Here is an 18,487-nt window from a genome sequence, read left to right as displayed (position 1 = left end):
ATTTAATTTCTATCGCTCCATTACAACTAACTCTAACTGCTCATTGTAATCCGTCTTAGTTTCTTCAAGTGCTAATAGAATTTGTTCTGCAATCCTTTTAATAACTGGAACGACTACAGAATTACCTGCTTGTTTGTAGAGATGTGAGACTGCAAGGTCAGGTAGCTTATAATCTTTTGGAAAGCCTTGCACGTTAAAGCATTCTCTTGGTGTTAGTTTTCTGATGCCAGTATCGGACAAGATCAGTGGAACGTTATGGCCACCAGTTCCCATGTTTGCTGTAAGTGTGGGAACGACATTACTTTTGTTTGCTCTAACGTATTTTCTACGCCATTGATAGATTGTTTCTTGGCTTGTAATTGCTTCTTCCAGTAATGGGTAGAAGTCTTGTTTATCTTTAGTATAATAATAACGTTCTTCTTGTTTGATTGAAATATTTGGTCTATAATGGCGTTGAGATAGGGGGATAACCACAAATGGAATTTTCGGAATGGCTACACACTAATACCGCATTAGCAGACAGTTCTATTGATAAATATAGTAGAGCTGTAAATACAATTTCAAAAGAAATGATACAAATTGGTGTGATTAAGAAACCGCTTATGGAAATGGAAGCATTAGAACTTGAGATGGCCATTACGTTAATTTTATTGAATCCTGATTTTTTAGCAAAAGATAAACGAGGAAATAAGATGTATAGTAATTCATTGAAACAATTCAAATATTATTATCTTTCTTCACGTGAAACGACAAATAATTTTGAGCAGAATCTTTTGTATGAAACGGAGCAAGATTACTCCATATCAGAAACGACAAGGAAAGCAATTATTAATGCAAGAATTGGACAAGGTGTATTTAAGAATGAATTATTGAAAAAGTATTCAAGGTGTATAATAACGAAAGTAGACAATAAAAAACTCTTAATAGCTAGTCACATAAAGCCTTGGGCAGTGAGCGATAATCAGGAAAGAATTAGCGTTGATAATGGCTTTTTGTTAACGCCAACATTTGATAAATTATTTGACATCGGATTGATCACGTTTGATGCTAATTCTAGAATTAAAGTTTCTCAATTTGTTGGAAAGAAAAATGAAGAGCGTTTGAACATAAGGCGTAACGCGAACTATGACTTGAAATTAAATGAGCAGGTAATGAAAAATCTAGAGTATCATAATGATATAATTTTTGTTAGTTAGAGAGCTATTGCTATTAAAATATGTAGACCAATAAGTGCTTATTTTATCGAGCAATAGCTGTCTCTTTTAGTATAGCAGTCACAATCAATCCATTTATAATTTTAAAGATAGAAAGAAGGCAAATATTTTGGCACAAATTAATCCACGATTGATTCAAACAATCACGAAGAAACCAATTGATGAGTTACCTGAAAGTCCGACTGTTTCTAAATTACCTGGAACGTATGCAAAATTGATTAATCGAAATAAGGACAAGATTGAAAGTAGATATCCAGATAATTTTTTCATGGTTAAGTGCAAAAGTTGTGAGCGTAAAGGGAAATATAATGTTGGATTGATCTTAGTTAATGTTGATCAGAAGCCCAAAAAGGCTGACTCAGATAAAATCGCTCAAACAACAGGCTATTTTCGTTGTAAGCATTGTAATGATGCTGGGAATTGGGAAATGCCTGTTGAATTTAATATAGCTATACTAGCTGGGATGGTGATGCATGACTCTCCAATTGAGGATAATAGGTGTGAGCTTGGGGAGTATCGGCTATTTGATGGAAGTTGGCATCTTTACTGTTCTGATGCTGAGGAACATCTTTTGAATTTGTTGAATGAGGAACCGAATAATGCTTATCTTTGGACAAGGCTGGCTAATCTCTATTTTACAGGAAATCGTCCTGAACTTACAGCGTGTGTACTTGAGCATGCTTTATCAATTGATCGATATCAGACAGAGGCTCGTTATACGTTAGGGAGCTTTTTTCATCAAATTGGTGAACTGGAGTTGGCGGCTGAACATTATAAATATATGTTGTTAAGTGCGAATAAGTACCAAAAAATGAATGCCGTAGATTTTCGTCACTTTTTGGCTGATGGATTAAATGACTTGTTTTTAATTCATCTCCGCTCTAATCAGGAGATTCCTTTCTTGCCAAGTATTGAATCAATGGAACAAGCAGGTCTTAATTTAGGCAATGATCGAAAAATTGTTGAACTGGATTTTGAGTTATTTCCAGATGAATTGGAATCTTTCTATCCACTTGCTGAAATGTATATGGGCTCATTACGCAATAGAATCCCTAAGAGGCAGAGAAGGTTGACTATTTCGATCAATCAAAAAGGTAAAAAGAAGAGACATAAGAAAAGAAGGAAATAAGAGTTATCAAGTGTTGATAGGGAATTTTAAGATCAATACAATACAAGTATGATTCTTTAGATTTTGATGGAAAGTGTTACAGTATATTAGCTAGAGGTTAAAAAGCGATTACTCTATATCGGACAAATTTCTATATAAAAAACTAAAAAATGTCCGAAGTTGACTACGGACATATTCTCACTTTTTAAGTCAAAAATAGTCCGTAGTTGTCCCGACTAGGGATATCTTCGCAGATTTTTTAAGGCAAAAAGTCCGAAGTCGCCCGACTACGGACTTTTTACAGCTTTTCAAATCAAAAATTGTCCGATATAAAAAAATAACGAATAGATCATCCTCTATTCGTTTGACGTTTGGTTTTCAAGAGTATTTTTTATTTTATATATTTCTCGATCGTGTTCACCGACTTTGTCAATTAAATAGTCGACATCGTCTTTAGACGCCAATGAAGAATCACTTGGCTTTGATCCGCTTGAACCAGATACTGACGGTAATGGCGTTTTAGACGGTGATGAGATCGTTTCTTATACATCTAAGACGGATGAAATTGAACGTGATCCTTATGTGAATCCACAAGTGACGATTGATTCACGCGCTGCTGATGTCACATCAACAACGATTACGAATATGTCAGGTACTAATTGGTTCTTATCTGAAGATATTCCTGGTTATTTAGGTGCGCCATTTGATTTTAATACGGAGATTGATTTTGACGAAGCAGAGATGACCTTTGTTTATGATGAATCGGTTGTGACTGATGAGTTTAGACCAGAAATTTTTTATTACAATGAAGCTGAACAACGGTTAGAGCGTTTAGAAAATCAAACGCATGACCCAGAAAGTCACTCAGTCACAGCAACAGTAGAACATTTTAGTGTCTATTTATTATTAAATGGCGTGATTTGGGATGCTGTTTGGGAAAATGAGATCCGTCCATTTGATGAAGCGACTGAAGCTGAAAAGGGCAATACTGATGTTGCTTTTGCGATTGACTCATCAAGTAGTATGTCTAGTAATGATCCCAATGATTTAAGAAAGAAAGCTTCCAAAGCATTTACTGATAAATTAAAAGAAGGTGACCGTGCTGCAGTGATTGATTTTGATAGTTATGCTACGCTTCATAGTGGATTAATCACTGATAAAGTAGCGGTTAAAGCAGCAATTGATTTAGTTGATCAAAGTGGTGGCACAAATCTTTTTAGCGGTATCGTGATGGCTTTAGAGGAGTTAGTCGATAACGGTTCAGTAGATCATTCAAAATTTGTCGTGTTTTTAACGGATGGACAAGGAAGCTGGGATGATTTGGCGCTTGATTATGCGAATGAGCATCAGATCAAAATTTTTACGATTGGTCTAGGAAGTGGTGTTGATCAACACTTATTAGAGCGAATCGCAAGTAGTACGGGTGGAAAGTATTATCATGCTGATGAAGCAGATAGTCTTGAAGGAATTTTTGATGAATCAGCAGAAGATATTATTGGTTGTCCATCAGATCGTGATTGTGATGGCGTTCCTGATCAACTTGAAAAGAATGGCATGCGTTTAGGTAATGGGACGACTGTCTTCACTGACTTTACGATTGCAGATACAGATGGAGACGGTCTATTAGATGGTGAGGAAGTCACGCTTGAATTTGTCGATTATAATGGTGGCTACTATATTAGCTACTCTGACCCAACATTAAAAGATACAGATAAAGATGGCATCATTGATTCAGAAGAAATAAAAGAAAATCGAATGGTTTATAATGTCTCTGACCGTACGCTAACGCATATTAGTAATCTTGCCTATGTCAATTTAGAAAGTCATGTATTTAAGAAAATTGGCGATGCCTCAAGTATCGGTAATCATAATCATTTTGATGAGTTAAAAGATGAAATTGCCGATTGGACGATTATTAAAGCGAATGACGGTGGGTTTACTTCAGGTGGATTTGGTGGTGTTGCGGTGAAGAAAGGCCATGATATTATCATTGGCTACCGTGGTACGGCATTCGGTCTGACACCTGAAACCATTTATGACGTAATAGCCGATATCGATATTTATGTATCTGGTAATAATTTTCAAGGTTCTTTAGCAACTTCATTTGCATCTGAGATCGTCTCATCATATCCGAAGGCGAATGCTTATGTTACTGGTCACTCACTAGGTGGATTTTTAGCACAAATTGTGTCATATCGTATGTTAGATCATCATTTACACAAGTCTTATTTACCGTTGTCTAGTAATCGTGCAGTCGTTAAAGCAGCCTTAGCTGATGGTAGCTATTTGAAAAAAACAGTTACATTTAATGCGGCACCATTTTTCCGCCCAACATATTTTCATAAGAAAGGACTAGGCATGATAACGTCTGCTGTTCCAATCTGGGATTTAGCAAGTCAAAAGTTTGATCATAAAGTCTATAATTACTCAATTGATGGAGACTTTTTACAACTAGCAGTTGACATACATGTTGCCGATAAGCTTGGTCAAGTTGTTCCAGCTTATCCGAAAAAACGAGATGGTAACGCACATTCATTAGTTCAGTTTTATGATCATTTTCCAAAACTTGATTAGAGGTAAAGGAGTGTAAGGTATGCTGAAAAAACATTTAGTTTTTTTCCAATTCACTTTGTGGTAGCTTGTTTCCTTTTGCTCGGTGCATATATGGGATCAGGTGCTCCATCACCAACTCCGTTTGAACCAGTCAAGGTATGGGCGTATCTGATGATGTTCTTTTTCCCCGTTGCAAATATAGGTGGACTCTACCTTTTATATGCTTGGCGTGGTAAGAGAAATAATTTTAAAGCATTTCTAATCTCATTACCCATTCATTTAATACCATATATAGCACTTCTACTTTTAATGTTAAGGATGTAATGATCAAGAGGCTGGGATACAACCAGCCTCTTATTAATTTCTTACTTTATATATCTGGTACAAAAGCCGATATATAGTGTATAGAGCAGTGTTTGGACGGAAATACAATAAAAAGGAGGTGCGCATGTTGCGATTAGGGGCTAATATCGGGGCGATGTTTGCAATTAGACAGATGAACTTCCATTATTCGATGACACAGCGGTCAATTATGCGATTATCTTCAGGCTTAAGGATTAATGGTGCGGCTGATGATGCGGCAGGCTTAGCGATTTCAGAGAAAATGCGGGCGCAGATTCGTGGTCTGAATATGGCGATGCGAAATGCTCAAGACGGCATTTCATTGTTACAGACGGCTGAAGGTGCGCTACATGAAAGTCATGCAATTTTACAGCGGATGCGAGAGTTGGCTGTGAAGGCTGGGAATGGGACGTATTCCGATGATGAAGTGCAGGCGATGCAGGATGAAATTAATCAATTGCGTGATGAGTTAAGTCGCATTGGCCGTGATACTGAATTTAACCAAAAACCATTGTTAGATGGCAGCTATCAAAATCAACGGATCCAAATTGGAGCAAATGCTGGACAACATCTTGAAATTTCAATTAATGATATGCGAGCTGAAGCATTAGGTGTAGATCAGATTGATCTGACGACAGAAGAAGGTGCAGATCAAGCTATTGATATATTAGATGATGCGATTAATCAAGTTTCACGTGAGCGCTCACGACTTGGGGCGACACAAAATCGACTAGGTCATACGATTAACAATCTTTCAACGATGTCGATTAATTTAACTGAAGCAGAATCAAGAATTCGAGATGCTGATATTGCGAAAGAGATGATGGAGTTTACAAAACATAATATTTTAGCACAAGCAGCTCAAATGATGGTCGCACAAGCGATGCAACAACAATACAGTGTGCTGCAATTATTAAAAGTTAATCAGGACTAAGAATTGTTGCATTTAGGATGAGTATGTTAAACTATTTGTAGAGGTGATCGCAAATGGATATTGCCAAGCTATCGATCTTAATGAATCAAACACAATTAAAGCAGCAAGCGTCAATGAGTGTGATGAAGCAGACGATGGATCAAGCGGAAATACAGTCTGAACAAATGATTCAAATGCTACAGCAATCTGTGCAACCACATTTAGGCGCACACATTGACGTGAAAATTTAACTTTTGGCTAGTGAATTTTTTACAAAAAAAGTTGACTTTTTAAGTTCGTTCGAATAAACTATATAGCAGAGTATAAGGGGAGTAGCTCCCGCAATAGTGTCGTCATTACGAGAATAATCTCCGGCATTATTGGTAACGTGTTATGTCGTTACTAGCAAGACCTTTACCAATAACTTTCTGATGTTATGTTCAGAAGTTTATCGGTAAGGGTCTTTTTTTGTTAAGAGACTCAGATCATCACCGATTATACGATTGGATTTTTGATTGCTGGACATAACTAAGATAGAGATGAGGAGATGTGGCAAAAATGAATTATTATCAACTAGAAAAAGAAGACGTATTAAAGCAATTAGATGTCGATCAGTCAGGTTTATCAAGTGCAGAAGTTAAGGCGCGTCAAGAGCGTGATGGCTTTAACGAGTTAGAGGAAGAAGAAAAGCGTTCGACCCTCGGGTTATTTTTAGACTCGTTTAAAGACGCAATGGTAATTATCTTACTTGTTGCAGCAGTCGTTCAATTTCTATTAGGTGAGTATATTGAAACAATTGTTATTGTTGTTGTTTTAATCATGAATGCTGTAATTAGTGTCGTCCAGACGAAGAAGGCTGAGAGTTCACTAGATGCGTTAAAACAGATGTCGGCTCCTGCTGCGAAGGTCATTCGTGATGGTGAGAAGCAGACGATACCAGCTCGAGAGCTCGTTCGTGGCGATATTGTTTTCCTTGAAGCGGGTGATTATATTCCAGCGGATGGACGTGTAATTGAGAGTGGTTCACTTCAGGTGAATGAGGGGATGCTAACGGGTGAGTCAGAGGTCGTTGATAAGACTGATGCTGTGATTACTGACGAGGTTGCGTTAGGCGATCGTGTGAATTTAGTCTTTAGTAGTGCACTCGTGACAAATGGTCGGGCAACTTATGTTGTGACTGAAACAGGTACAAAAACAGAAATCGGTAAAATTGCGAATTTACTCAATACGGCCGAGCAAAAATTAACACCATTACAACAGAAATTAGATGCGTTTAGTAAAAAACTTGGGATTTGGATTTTAATTTTATCTGTTGGTATTTTTGCTATTCAAGCTGCTCGAATCTGGTTTGGTGATGAGTCAGTCGATTTAACGACAGAGTTGCTACAAGCGTTAATGTTTGCAGTAGCGGTAGCCGTTGCGGCGATTCCTGAAGCATTGCAGTCGATTGTGACGATTGTATTATCAGTTGGTACAAACAAGATGGCGAAGCAACATGCGATTATTAGGAAGTTACCTGCTGTAGAAACTTTAGGCTCGACAAGTGTAATCTGTACAGATAAAACAGGGACATTAACACAAAACAAAATGACCGTTGTTGACTATTTTGTGCCTGGACAGGACAAGCAAAATATTGATCATGATCCGTCAACGTGGTCAAATTCAGAAAGCTTATTAGTTAAGATTGCTGTACTTTGTAATGATAGTTATATTGATGCAAGTGGAGCTGAGGTTGGTGATCCGACTGAAGTTGCATTAATCAATTTTTCAAATAAAAATGGTCAGCCATATCAGTCAGTTCGTGACACATATGTGCGACTTAATGAAATTCCGTTTGATTCTGATCGGAAGTTAATGTCAACATTGCACGATTTAGATGGCGAGAGAATGATGTTAACTAAGGGTGGACCTGATGTAATGTTCAGCCGAGCTAAGTCGATTTTAGTAAATGGTAAGGAATTACCGCTTGATCAGACTTGGCGTGATCAATTAATTGAGCAGAACGAAGCATTTTCTAAGAAAGCTTTACGTGTTTTAGCTTTTGGTTATAAAAAATTCCCAAGCGAAAAACAGCAGTTAAGCTTTGATGATGAGCATGATCTTGTACTCGTTGGATTATTAGCGATGATCGATCCGCCTCGTGAGGCTGTATACAGTGCGATTGAAGAGACGCGTGCTGCAGGCATTAAGACTGTTATGATTACGGGTGATCATAAGACGACAGCTGAAGCAATTGGCCGTGACATTGGTTTAATGGATGAAGGGGATATCGCAGTTACAGGTCAAGAGCTTGATGCGATGAGTGAAGCTGAACTTAACGAGAAGCTAGAATCAATTTCAGTTTATGCGCGTGTATCACCTGAAAATAAAATTCGAATCGTTAAGGCATGGCAGGCGAAGAATCAAATTTCTGCGATGACAGGTGATGGGGTTAATGATGCGCCAGCACTGAAGCAAGCGGACATTGGGATTGCGATGGGAAGCGGTACGGATGTAAGTAAAGATGCTTCTGCGATGATTTTAACTGATGATAATTTTGTTTCAATTGTGAAGGCAGTTGAAGTTGGTCGTACAGTATTTGACAACATTAAAAAGGCGATTGCGTATTTATTTAGTGGGAACTTAGGTGCGATTATTGCGATTTTATTTGCGGTTGCATTAGGGTTACCGAATCCATTTACCGCATTGCAGCTTTTATTCATTAACTTGGTAAACGACTCATTACCGGCGATTGCTCTCGGAATGGAGAAGTCAGAGCCAGATGTAATGAATCGTAAACCACGTTCGATTGATGAAGGAATTTTTGCAGGTGATACGTTAAGATCAGTTATAACTAGAGGATCATTTATCGGAATTGCCGTAATCATTTCACATTTAGTTGGTTTAGAAACAAGTGTTGAGATGGGTGTTGCCATGGCATTTACGACTCTGATTTTATCAAGAACATTACAAACATTTGCAGCTCGTTCTAATCAGCAGACGATTTTCGGTGTTGGGATTATGACGAATAAGTACGTACTTGCTGCAGTCATCTTCTGTCTTGGACTTTACGGCTTAACTGTTCTACCAGGATTGCGTGAGATTTTTGCTATTCCTGCAGAATTCGGTTTAGCTGAGTGGGGAATTGCCTCAGGTCTAGCAGTTGGTGCAGTATTATTAATGGAGATCAGTAAAGCGATTTTTATTAAAATAATTAAGCGATAATAGTTAATATGAAAGCCATTCTTTTAATAAGAGTGGCTTTTTTGTTGTGTGGGTATTTCAGCTAAAAGATTCCTTTTTAGTGACATATCAACCATTTATTAATGATATAATATGAATTATCAGAAAATAAAAGGTGAGGTAGATGTTGATCACAAATCAAATGTTAGTCGATGGAATCGAAGATATGGTGTTCGTTATGCGAGTTGAAGATGATGGTGAACGGCTTTTTTATCAGATTATTAATCAGACTGCACGAGAGTCATTACTACATAAAGAAGTGATTGGGAAGGAATTACGTGAGGTGCTCGATCAAGTGACGGCAGAGCATTTATATCGGCATTATCGGAAAGCAATTGACCAAAGGACAACGCATGACTATGAAGATGTATTTTTTTCACCATTGGGTGGGGAATGTTTTGCCAAAACAACTTTGACACCTGTTGTTGAAGGAGGGAAGGTAACTTGCGTAGTTGGAGTCACCCGTGACATTACGGAACAGAAAAAGCTTGAAAAGCAACGAAATATAAGTAAGCAACGGTTGAAGGTAAGTCGTCAGCGCTATAAGTCACTGTTTGAAGAAAGTACTCAGCCAATCATTTATATAAATAAACTTGGGAAGATTATTCGAATGAACAAGGCTTGTCGTCGATTTTTTAGTCAAATTTATCAAAAAAATCAGGAGCGTTATTTTTTTGACATTCTTAAAACAACTGATCAGGAATTAATGATTCAAAAGTTTAAGGAGACGAAGCAAGGCAAGCCGCAATCACTTGAAGTCACGATAATGAGTGAAAATCATTTTGAAGTTAAATTGCAGATTGAGTTTATCCCAATGATGGTTGATCGTGAAGTCGAAGGTGTTTACTTGATGTTAAAGGATATGACTGCTGAGTTATTTGCTAAAGATGCATTGATGAAAAGTGAAGAACGTTTCCGTTTGATTGCCGAAAATTCATCTGACTTAATTCAGATCATTGATCGTAATGGCCGCTTCACCTATGTTTCACCATCACACGAACGTGTTTTAGGTTTTCCAATGCTTGAGTTTAGTGAACGCTCAATTGATGATCTAGTTGCAGATGAGCATAAGGAATTGATTTTAGATGTACTGGAACAAACTCATAATGAGAATCATGCGAAGAAATTAGAAGTTAAATTCCGCAATGCTTCTGGTAAAAGCCAATGGTTTGAGTTAAAGATAGAACCAGTATTTACGAGTGATGGACTCTACCACCATACGAATATAGTTGCTCGTGATATTGAGGAACGTAAAAAATATGAGAAAGAACTTCGTCGGTTAGCTTTTCGTGATCCATTAACAGGCTTAGCCAATCGCCGTTTATTTGATGATCGCATGCAAAAGGTCAAGGCAAAAGCTGAGCGAGACCAGATTCCATTCGCAGTTGTCATGCTTGATTTGGATGATTTTAAGTCAATTAATGATCAGTTTGGCCACGACGCAGGTGACCAAGTCATTATCCAGATTAGTAAACGTCTACTTAACACTGTTAGAGAAATGGATACAGTCGGCCGGTTGGGCGGGGATGAGTTTATCATATTACTCCCCGAAATTGCGACAAAGGAAAATCTAAACCGTTTTATCAAACGACTCGAAGCAAACTTAGACAAACCGTTTTTAGTAGAAAATCAATTATTAACACTCGGTGTCAGCTTCGGTGCTGTTCTATCAGACCGTAAATCCATAAACCGGCCAAACTCAATTATCATCGAGGCCGATCGAGCTTTATATGAAGCAAAAAGAAGCGGCAAAAACCGCTCGATTATTTTGTGAAGGGTTAATCTTTAATATTTTACGTTACATGAGCTCGAAACGTTGAAGATAATTGGTTAATCATTAACGTTTGACGCTGAAATGACACGAAAAGTTAAAGATAATTGGTGAATCTTAAACGTTTGGCACTGAATTGATACGAAAAGTTAAAGATAAAGGGTTAATCATTAACGTTTAGCGCTGAATCTACATAAAAGGTAAAAGATAAATGGCGAATCTTCAACTATTTGCGTGGAATCTACTCAAAAGGTTGAAGATAATAGGCAAATCATTAACGTTTTGAACGAAATCAACTTAAAAGGTTAAAGATAAATGCCTAATCTTAAATTTTTTGCACAAAATCAAATCAAAACGTTAAAGATAATGGCAAAATCGTTAACGGATGCGGTGAAAATTAGCCCGACAGTTTAAGATTAGTGTATAATTGTAGTTAGATTGATTGATGCCAATCTTACGATAAAATTTTTTTCTTATATCTTAGTCATTATTTATATTTTGATAGTGTTGTATAGGAGGATGTTTACATGAAGGACAAGCGAATTTTGTTTATTGGTGATAGTATTACGGAGTGGGGACGCTTCGAAGACGAGGAAAACATTGGTGACAATTACGTCCGAATGATTCGTGACTATTTTGCTGTACATACACCAGAACAGTTTCCTGAGATTATTAACCGTGGTATTGGCGGTAATAGAATTACAGATTTAGCTAATCGTTGGCAAGATGATGTAATCACACATCAACCTGATCTTTTGTCTATTTCAATTGGTGTAAATGATGTTTGGCGTCAATTAGATAATCCTGATATGGAGCAAGTTTATCCGGATCAATATGAGGAAATTTATCGAACGCTAATTGAAAAAACACAGGCTGAGACAAATGCGAAAATTGTTTTAATGGAGCCAACGGTGATTGAGGAAGATGTTAACTCAGAAGGTAACCAAAAACTCAAGCCATACGTTGAGATTGTAAATAAAATTGCTCAAGAGTACGGCCTTACAGTTGTACCGACGTATCATGCATTTATCGATTATTTGACTAGCGAAAGGCCACTGCCACTGACGACTGACGGTGTGCACATGAACTCAACAGGTAATGCATTAATGGCTAAAACATGGATTGAAGCCGTTTTATAAAAATAAGATGAATCGACCACAGTATATCATGGTGTGGTCGATTTTTTATCGTCCTTTAATCATACGTGCAATAAAGACAACTAAAGCAATCACAAGTAGGATATGAATTAAGCCACCCGCAATTTTAAAGATAACACCTATTAACCATGCAAGGATTAAAATCCCGATTATTGTCCAAAACATTTGAAGTCCTCCCTACGATTATTTTTTTATAAAAACTAATCTAAGTCATTGTTGCATTAGCAAATAATCACTTGCCTTACAATACCCCTTTGAATCTCGTTTAAACTATTTTTATAAAAAATTTTTTTAACAAGCATTTTTAACATTCACGATCATGCTTCTAAGTTATTAAAATTGCGCTAAACTAGTTGTTATGACAATGTATTTTATGGAGGTTTTAAAAGTGAATTTTAAAGGCGAACTAGTAATGGAATTATATGTTCACTGTGACCCAGCATTAGAAATTGGTGATATGTTTGATGGAAATAAAAAGGTGATTCCTATCGTTGGTGGTAGCTTCGAGGGACCGAACATTAAGGGGGAAGTGTTGCCTGGAGGAGCGGACTGGAATGTAACTCGACCTGATGGAAGTAGCGAAGTTTGGGCACGTTATACGTTAAAAGCAGATGATGGAACGTTAATTTTGGTTACGAATCAAGGTAAGCTTGTTCCAAAACCATCCGCTGGAGAGGAAGACAAGCCGTTTAATTTTAAAGAAGACATGTACGCTTATACCGTTCCTAGCTTTGAGGTCTCAGATGAAAAGTATAACTGGCTTAATAACAGCATGTTTATTGGTACACTTGATCTTGATCCTAAAGGTGTTCACTTACATTTCTACAAAATTGTTTAGTCATAAAACACAATTTTCAAAAATGACCTTGCAATTTCAGAACTAACCTGATATAATATTTGTTATCAATTCACCTAACGCAGTGCTTTGTTTTTATAAATGAAGTGTTGCGTTTTTATTATGCACAAAAATAGGCCTTAATACCTATCAGGGCTCGGTTTTTCACTTGGATAATATAACCGACATAAGCATATAATAGGTAATTAAGATTATATTTAGAAAAAGATGAATAATTCTACTGAAAATCGGGTAAATACAAATAGCTGTCACAATTTTTCACTAAAAAATTCACCCCCCAATAAATTTCATTTCAAACTAGTTTAGTTCTACTAATTATAAACACCAATTGACAGATAAAATTCTATATGCTAATTTTAGGAAAATAGATAAATCGAATGATAGGATGTGGTCTTTTTATGGCAAGAGGTAGAGGAGGCGGCGGTGGCCGTGGAGGAGGATCATTTGGCGGTGGAAGCCGAGGTGGCTCGTTCGGTGGTGGACGCGGAGGTGCTTTTGGCGGGAGCCGTGGTGGTATGGGCGGTTCTAGTGGTGGTTTTGGTTCATTTGGCTCCGGTAGAAACCGAGGCGGAGGCAGTTCAAGTGGTCGAAGTGGTCGAAGTGGGGGAATAGGTGGATTTGGTGGCGGTTACCGTCCAAGACCGAGATATTACCCACCACGTCCATATTATGGTGGCATGTGGGGACGTCCATTCTGGGGCAGACCACGTTACGGTTCAGGTGGTGGTGGTGGTGGTTGTGGTGGTGCAGGCTGTGGCTTTATTTTAATGGGGATTTTCGTATTAATGCTTGCGCTAATTGTATTATCGTCAGTAGGCATATTTAACCCACCCACACCAGGATCTGTAACACCGTCAACTGTTGAGCGCGAACCACTTCCAGCAGGTTCAGTCAATGAGACGGACTATTTTACACTTGATGCAGACTGGTATATTAATGATTCAACACTAACCAAAGGATTGAAACATTTTTACAATAAAACAGGTGTCCAACCTTACGTCTACATCACGGACAATATTGATGGTTCAATTAATCCGTCAGAAGAGGAATTTGTTAGATTTGCTAATCAACTTTACGATCAATTATTCACAGATGAAGCACACGCGTTGTTAATCATATTTGAACCTAGTCTAGAGTACTATACGACTTATTTAGTAACAGGCACCCAAGCGAAACAAGTTATTGATTCAGAGGCGAGTCGAATTTTACTTGATTATGTTGATCGATATTACTATTCAAATATGAATGATGATCAATTTTTAAGTAAGGCATTTTCAGATGCTGCTGATCGAATTATGGATGTGACTGAATCACCGTGGATTAAGGTTTGGATTGTGATCGCAGTTGTTGTGTTAGTATTCTTACTCTTTACTTGGTGGAAGAGCAAACAAGCACAAAAAAATCTAGAAGCTCAGCAAACGAAAGAAATACTTAGTCAACCGATACAAAAATTCGGGGCTAGTCCAGAAGAAGAACTCATGAAGAAATATCAAGATGATCCAGAAAAATAAGCCACTCACTATTTAGGAGGAGATAACATGTCAATCTTAAGTCGTTTTCAGGATATTATTAGTTCAAATGTCAATGCGCTACTAGATCGAATGGAAGACCCCGAAAAAATGATCGATCAATATTTACGTAACCTATCGAAGGATTTAGCTGAAGTGAAGCAGAATACAGCTAGTGTCATGGCCGAGGAAACGAAAGCTAAGCGACTAGTTGATGAGAACCAAGCGGAGGTTGCTAAATATGAGGAATTAGCCAAAAAAGCAATCAAAGCAGGCCAAGACGATGATGCTCGTGTGTTTTTAACGAAAAAACAAGAGCTTGAAGATATTGGTGTTAGCTTAGCAAAAACATATGCAACTGCGCATGAAAATGCTAGTAAAATGCGCCAAATGCATGATAAGTTAGCAAGCGATATTGAAAAACTAAAACAGCGTCAATCAATGCTAAAGGCTCAAATTTCTGTTGCGGACACGAAAGAGAAAATTAATCAAGCCAATCAATCGATTGGAAAAACACAAGGTTCGATTGGCTCGTTTAAACGAATGGAAGAAAAAATTAGCGCGCGCCTAGATCAAGCCGATGCAATGGCTGAATTGAATGAAGAACCTGAAGATGAAGCGAAACAGCTTGAGCAAAAATATGCGCAAAAACATGAATCAGCTGCAGTTGAGGATGAATTAGCGCGAATGAAACAAGCGCTAGGTTTAGCTGATCAAGAAGAAAGTGAGTAAACTTTTCATAATAGGGAGGTTGACTTGATGTCAATATTAGCACGTTTTCAAGATATCATTAGTTCAAATATCAATGCATTACTCGATCGAATGGAAGATCCAGAAAAAATGATCGATCAATACTTACGTAACATGCTGAAGGACTTAGCTGAGGTGAAGAAAAATACAGCAAGCGTTATGGCTGAGGAGACTCGAGCTAAACGACTCGTAGATGACAATGAAGCCGAAGTGCAAAAATATTATAACTTTGCGAAGAAGGCACTTCAAGCAGGGAACGATGATGATGCTCGAGTTTTTTTATCGAAAAAACAAGAGCTTGAAGATATTGGAGTGAACTTAGCTAAAACATATGCAGTCGCTCATGAAAATGCTAGTAAAATGCGGCAAATGCATGATAAGCTGGCAAGCGATATTGAGCAATTAAAACAACGTCAAGCGATGCTAAAAGCTCAAATTTCTGTTGCGAATACGAAAGAAAAGATGAATAAAATTAATGCGACAGCAGGCCGTGCCAGAGGTGGAATTAGTTCATTTAATCGCCTTGAGGAAAAAGTTGCGCGTCGACTTGATGAGGCAAGTGCAGTTGCAGAGCTAAACGAAGGCCCTGTTGATGAAGCAGCAAACTTAGCTGAAAAGTACGCTTCTAGCCATAGCTCACCAGCGGTTGATGATGAATTAGCACGCTTAAAAGCTGAAATGGGAATGGAATAATTAAAAGTAGAGGAAATGTGTAGTTATTTTACTATGCATTTCCTCTTTGTCTGTTTGCGATATTTTTGCTAAAGTAGTAACGGGATTAATTTATTTTTTTATAAAAAATTCTCTGATCATAGTTCCAATATTACCCTTTTTGAGTGCGTTCGCACGCAAATCCCGGAATTCGCACGATAAGATAGTGCGTTCGCACGCAAACCAGAAATTTCGCACGATATGGTAGTGCGTTCGCACCCGAATTGGAAATTTAACACAAATCAAAAATATACTGACACCGAAAACAATCATTTCACACGAAAAAATAGGTTATATAGATAGAGGAGGTTAACGATTGGCTAATGAACAGTTAAAACAAGACATTATTGAGTATTCTAAAACAATTGGCATAGATAAAATCGGATTTGCAGCGGCCAATCCGTTTGCCGAGATGAAGGCTAGATTGAAAAATCAGCAGGAGTCAGGTTTTCAGTCAGGCTTTGAAAAAGGGACGATAGAAGAACGGACAGAGCCTACACTTCATTTAACAGAAGCAGAATCAATTATTGCAGTAGCGATTGCTTATCCAGCAAAAATGAAGGAGCGCGTTAAAAATGTACGTGGCAATCGAAGAGGTAGTTTTTGTCGTGCATCGTGGGGAACTGACTATCACCATGTCGTTCGGGAAAAATTAGAGCTACTAGAAACATATATCGCCTCACGTGTTCCTGGCTTTAGATCGAAAATTATGGTCGATACGGGTGAGCTAGTTGATAAGGCAGTTGCCGAACGTGCTGGGATTGGCTGGAGTGGGAAAAACACACTCATTATTACACCAGAGTTTGGTTCATATGTTTACATTGGAGAAATGATTACGAACCTACCATTTCCGGCTGATGAGCCAGTAGAGGATGGGTGTGGTGACTGTACGCTTTGTATCGATCTTTGTCCGACAGGCGCACTTGTAGCACCAGGTCGATTAAATGCACAAATGTGTCTTGCCTATCAGACGCAAACGAAAGGTTTTATGCCTGATGAGTTTCGTCAAAAAATGGGCAACCAGCTGTACGGTTATGATAATTGTCAGGTTGTCTGTCCGAAAAATAGAGGAATCGATCATCATCTTCATCCAGAGCTTGAACCAGATCCAGATTTGGTTAAACCTGAACTATTGCCGCTTCTGACAATCTCAAATCGAGAGTTTAAAGAAAAGTTTGGCCATATGGCAGGGTCTTGGCGAGGGAAGAAGCCGATTCAACGTAATGCGATTATTGCACTTGCTAATTATAAAGAAGAATCTGCTGTTGATGAATTAATAAAATTAATGAACAACGATCCACGTCCGGTTATTCGAGGAACAGCTGCTTGGGCGATTGGTAAAATCGGAAGACAAGATGGCTATCAAGCGATTCGAGACGCTATGGAAAATGAGACAGACCTAGATGTTATAGAAGAAATGGAAAAAGGCTTAGCTTTCGAGCAAGTCGCGACATAATAGACAGGCACCCCTTCATAAATTAGACATGAAGGGGTGATTGATGTGAACTTAAATAAGTACTGGCATAAACAATTACATGAGCAAAACTCAAATTGGATTAATCGCATCAAGGCTCTACATAGCGAACGCGGTTATCAAGTTGTCCGGATTACGGGTAAAAGTCACGTCTTTAGTAAACGTGAACTTCCAAATGATGAAAAAGAACTTCATTATCAATTACATGCTACTTTTTTAATTAAGAAAAATCAGCACTTTTATCGTGAAGAACAATGTCGCTTACATGAAGCGCATTTCTATAAAAATCAACTTCGATCAGATCGTGAACTTCCTGAAAACTTTAATCAAGAAACTGAACAGCGAACAAATCCAATTATTGAATTTGTCCCGAGGAGTCAATTTGAACGATTTAGTTATGATCGGAACGCTGCAGTGAGGTATGCAGAGCTTTGGTGGAATGATGCCAATCCGGCGTATGAATTTTTTGAAGTAAATGACTGTACGAACTATGTGTCACAATGCTTGCGGGCTGGTGGTGCGCCAATGCGTGGTTATCCAAACCGTGCGACGGGTTGGTGGTATCAAAATCGGGATTGGAGCTTTAGTTGGTCTGTTGCACATGCGCTTCGGTGGTATTTAGGAGGATCAACGAAGGGCCTGCAAGCACGAGAAGTTGATTCACCAGATAAACTGCTCCCTGGTGATGTGATTTGTTATGATTTTGAAGGTAATGGCCGATTTGACCATACGACAATCGTCGTTGCCAAAAATGCTGATCAAATGCCATTAGTTAATGCGCACACAAATAATTCGCGTCATCGTTATTGGGACTACCGTGATTCGATGGCATGGACGCCTGAATGTCAGTATAAATTTTATCGGATTGGCACAGATATGCTATAATATTCGAGTGATTAATTGTAAGA

16 protein-coding genes and 1 pseudogene are annotated in these 18,487 nt (G+C 38.1%); 15 read left to right on the top strand and 2 right to left on the bottom strand.

Annotated features, from left to right (window positions below):
• Positions 1 to 9: 9 nt before the first annotated feature.
• Positions 10 to 438, bottom strand: a pseudogene (locus AXY_RS09565) (DNA cytosine methyltransferase); the annotation flags it as partial.
• Between the two features lie 38 nt (positions 439 to 476).
• On the opposite strand from AXY_RS09565, the gene AXY_RS12325 reads away from it, so the two are divergent.
• The 9 genes from AXY_RS12325 to AXY_RS09530 all read left to right on the top strand — a co-directional run bounded on the left by AXY_RS12325 (position 477) and on the right by AXY_RS09530 (position 12,262).
• On the top strand, positions 477 to 1,196 hold the full coding sequence (locus tag AXY_RS12325) for an HNH endonuclease (protein ID WP_015010603.1): 720 nt from the start codon (positions 477 to 479) through the stop codon (positions 1,194 to 1,196).
• Positions 1,197 to 1,323: 127 nt separating this feature from the next.
• On the top strand, positions 1,324 to 2,343 hold the full coding sequence (locus AXY_RS09555; RefSeq protein ID WP_015010602.1) for a tetratricopeptide repeat protein: 1,020 nt from the start codon (positions 1,324 to 1,326) through the stop codon (positions 2,341 to 2,343).
• A 561-nt stretch (positions 2,344 to 2,904) separates the two neighbouring features.
• Positions 2,905 to 4,896 carry a VWA domain-containing protein gene (locus tag AXY_RS12320; RefSeq protein WP_015010601.1) on the top strand — a complete coding sequence of 664 codons (1,992 nt, stop codon included), beginning with the start codon at positions 2,905 to 2,907 and terminating at the stop codon, positions 4,894 to 4,896.
• A 90-nt stretch (positions 4,897 to 4,986) separates the two neighbouring features.
• A complete protein-coding gene (locus tag AXY_RS12915; RefSeq protein ID WP_015010600.1) occupies positions 4,987 to 5,199 on the top strand; it encodes a hypothetical protein in 213 nt (70 codons plus the stop codon).
• Positions 5,200 to 5,323: 124 nt separating this feature from the next.
• Positions 5,324 to 6,151: a flagellin N-terminal helical domain-containing protein gene (locus AXY_RS09545; RefSeq protein WP_015010599.1), complete on the top strand. Its 828-nt coding sequence runs from the start codon at positions 5,324 to 5,326 to the stop codon at positions 6,149 to 6,151.
• 53 nt (positions 6,152 to 6,204) lie between these two features.
• Positions 6,205 to 6,381, top strand: coding sequence for a YjfB family protein (locus AXY_RS12415; RefSeq protein WP_015010598.1), 177 nt, complete (start codon positions 6,205 to 6,207; stop codon positions 6,379 to 6,381).
• 307 nt (positions 6,382 to 6,688) lie between these two features.
• A complete protein-coding gene (locus tag AXY_RS09540) occupies positions 6,689 to 9,334 on the top strand; it encodes a cation-translocating P-type ATPase (protein WP_015010597.1) in 2,646 nt (881 codons plus the stop codon).
• Positions 9,335 to 9,479: 145 nt separating this feature from the next.
• Entirely contained in the window at positions 9,480 to 11,126 is a 1,647-nt protein-coding gene (locus AXY_RS12315; RefSeq protein WP_172635006.1) for a sensor domain-containing protein, read from the top strand.
• Positions 11,127 to 11,650: 524 nt separating this feature from the next.
• A complete protein-coding gene (locus tag AXY_RS09530; protein WP_015010595.1) occupies positions 11,651 to 12,262 on the top strand; it encodes an SGNH/GDSL hydrolase family protein in 612 nt (203 codons plus the stop codon).
• A gap of 45 nt (positions 12,263 to 12,307) precedes the next feature.
• On the opposite strand, the gene AXY_RS12825 is transcribed toward AXY_RS09530, so the two are convergent.
• Positions 12,308 to 12,445, bottom strand: coding sequence for a lmo0937 family membrane protein (locus AXY_RS12825; protein WP_015010594.1), 138 nt, complete (start codon positions 12,443 to 12,445; stop codon positions 12,308 to 12,310).
• Between the two features lie 223 nt (positions 12,446 to 12,668).
• On the opposite strand from AXY_RS12825, the gene AXY_RS09525 reads away from it, so the two are divergent.
• The 6 genes from AXY_RS09525 to AXY_RS09495 all read left to right on the top strand — a co-directional run bounded on the left by AXY_RS09525 (position 12,669) and on the right by AXY_RS09495 (position 18,464).
• Entirely contained in the window at positions 12,669 to 13,118 is a 450-nt protein-coding gene (locus AXY_RS09525; RefSeq protein ID WP_015010593.1) for a DUF3237 domain-containing protein, read from the top strand.
• Positions 13,119 to 13,534: 416 nt separating this feature from the next.
• Positions 13,535 to 14,647, top strand: a complete 1,113-nt coding sequence (locus AXY_RS09515; protein ID WP_015010592.1) for a TPM domain-containing protein — start codon at positions 13,535 to 13,537, stop codon at positions 14,645 to 14,647.
• Positions 14,648 to 14,674: 27 nt separating this feature from the next.
• Positions 14,675 to 15,376 carry a PspA/IM30 family protein gene (locus AXY_RS09510; RefSeq protein ID WP_015010591.1) on the top strand — a complete coding sequence of 234 codons (702 nt, stop codon included), beginning with the start codon at positions 14,675 to 14,677 and terminating at the stop codon, positions 15,374 to 15,376.
• Positions 15,377 to 15,403: 27 nt separating this feature from the next.
• Positions 15,404 to 16,087, top strand: coding sequence for a PspA/IM30 family protein (locus AXY_RS09505; RefSeq protein ID WP_015010590.1), 684 nt, complete (start codon positions 15,404 to 15,406; stop codon positions 16,085 to 16,087).
• 334 nt (positions 16,088 to 16,421) lie between these two features.
• Positions 16,422 to 17,561, top strand: a complete 1,140-nt coding sequence (gene queG / locus AXY_RS09500; RefSeq protein WP_015010589.1) for a tRNA epoxyqueuosine(34) reductase QueG — start codon at positions 16,422 to 16,424, stop codon at positions 17,559 to 17,561.
• A 45-nt stretch (positions 17,562 to 17,606) separates the two neighbouring features.
• Positions 17,607 to 18,464 (top strand): amidase domain-containing protein, encoded by an 858-nt coding sequence (locus AXY_RS09495; RefSeq protein WP_015010588.1) that lies wholly within the window; start codon positions 17,607 to 17,609, stop codon positions 18,462 to 18,464.
• Positions 18,465 to 18,487 lie beyond the last annotated feature (23 nt).

It is taken from the genome of Amphibacillus xylanus NBRC 15112 (assembly GCF_000307165.1).
Lineage (GTDB): Bacteria > Bacillota > Bacilli > Bacillales > Amphibacillaceae > Amphibacillus > Amphibacillus xylanus.
The sequence above is the reverse complement of the archived record's forward strand: the minus strand, read 5'-3'. Positions and strand labels throughout refer to the sequence as shown.

Coding starts and splice junctions, on each gene's coding strand:
- AXY_RS12325 (WP_015010603.1), top strand. CDS start 477: ATGGAATTTTCGGAATGGCTACACACTAATACCGCATTAGCAGACAGT.
- AXY_RS12915 (WP_015010600.1), top strand. CDS start 4,987: ATGGGATCAGGTGCTCCATCACCAACTCCGTTTGAACCAGTCAAGGTA.
- AXY_RS09545 (WP_015010599.1), top strand. CDS start 5,324: ATGTTGCGATTAGGGGCTAATATCGGGGCGATGTTTGCAATTAGACAG.
- AXY_RS12415 (WP_015010598.1), top strand. CDS start 6,205: ATGGATATTGCCAAGCTATCGATCTTAATGAATCAAACACAATTAAAG.
- AXY_RS09540 (WP_015010597.1), top strand. CDS start 6,689: ATGAATTATTATCAACTAGAAAAAGAAGACGTATTAAAGCAATTAGAT.
- AXY_RS09530 (WP_015010595.1), top strand. CDS start 11,651: ATGAAGGACAAGCGAATTTTGTTTATTGGTGATAGTATTACGGAGTGG.
- AXY_RS12825 (WP_015010594.1), bottom strand. CDS start 12,445: ATGTTTTGGACAATAATCGGGATTTTAATCCTTGCATGGTTAATAGGT.
- AXY_RS09515 (WP_015010592.1), top strand. CDS start 13,535: ATGGCAAGAGGTAGAGGAGGCGGCGGTGGCCGTGGAGGAGGATCATTT.
- AXY_RS09510 (WP_015010591.1), top strand. CDS start 14,675: ATGTCAATCTTAAGTCGTTTTCAGGATATTATTAGTTCAAATGTCAAT.
- AXY_RS09505 (WP_015010590.1), top strand. CDS start 15,404: ATGTCAATATTAGCACGTTTTCAAGATATCATTAGTTCAAATATCAAT.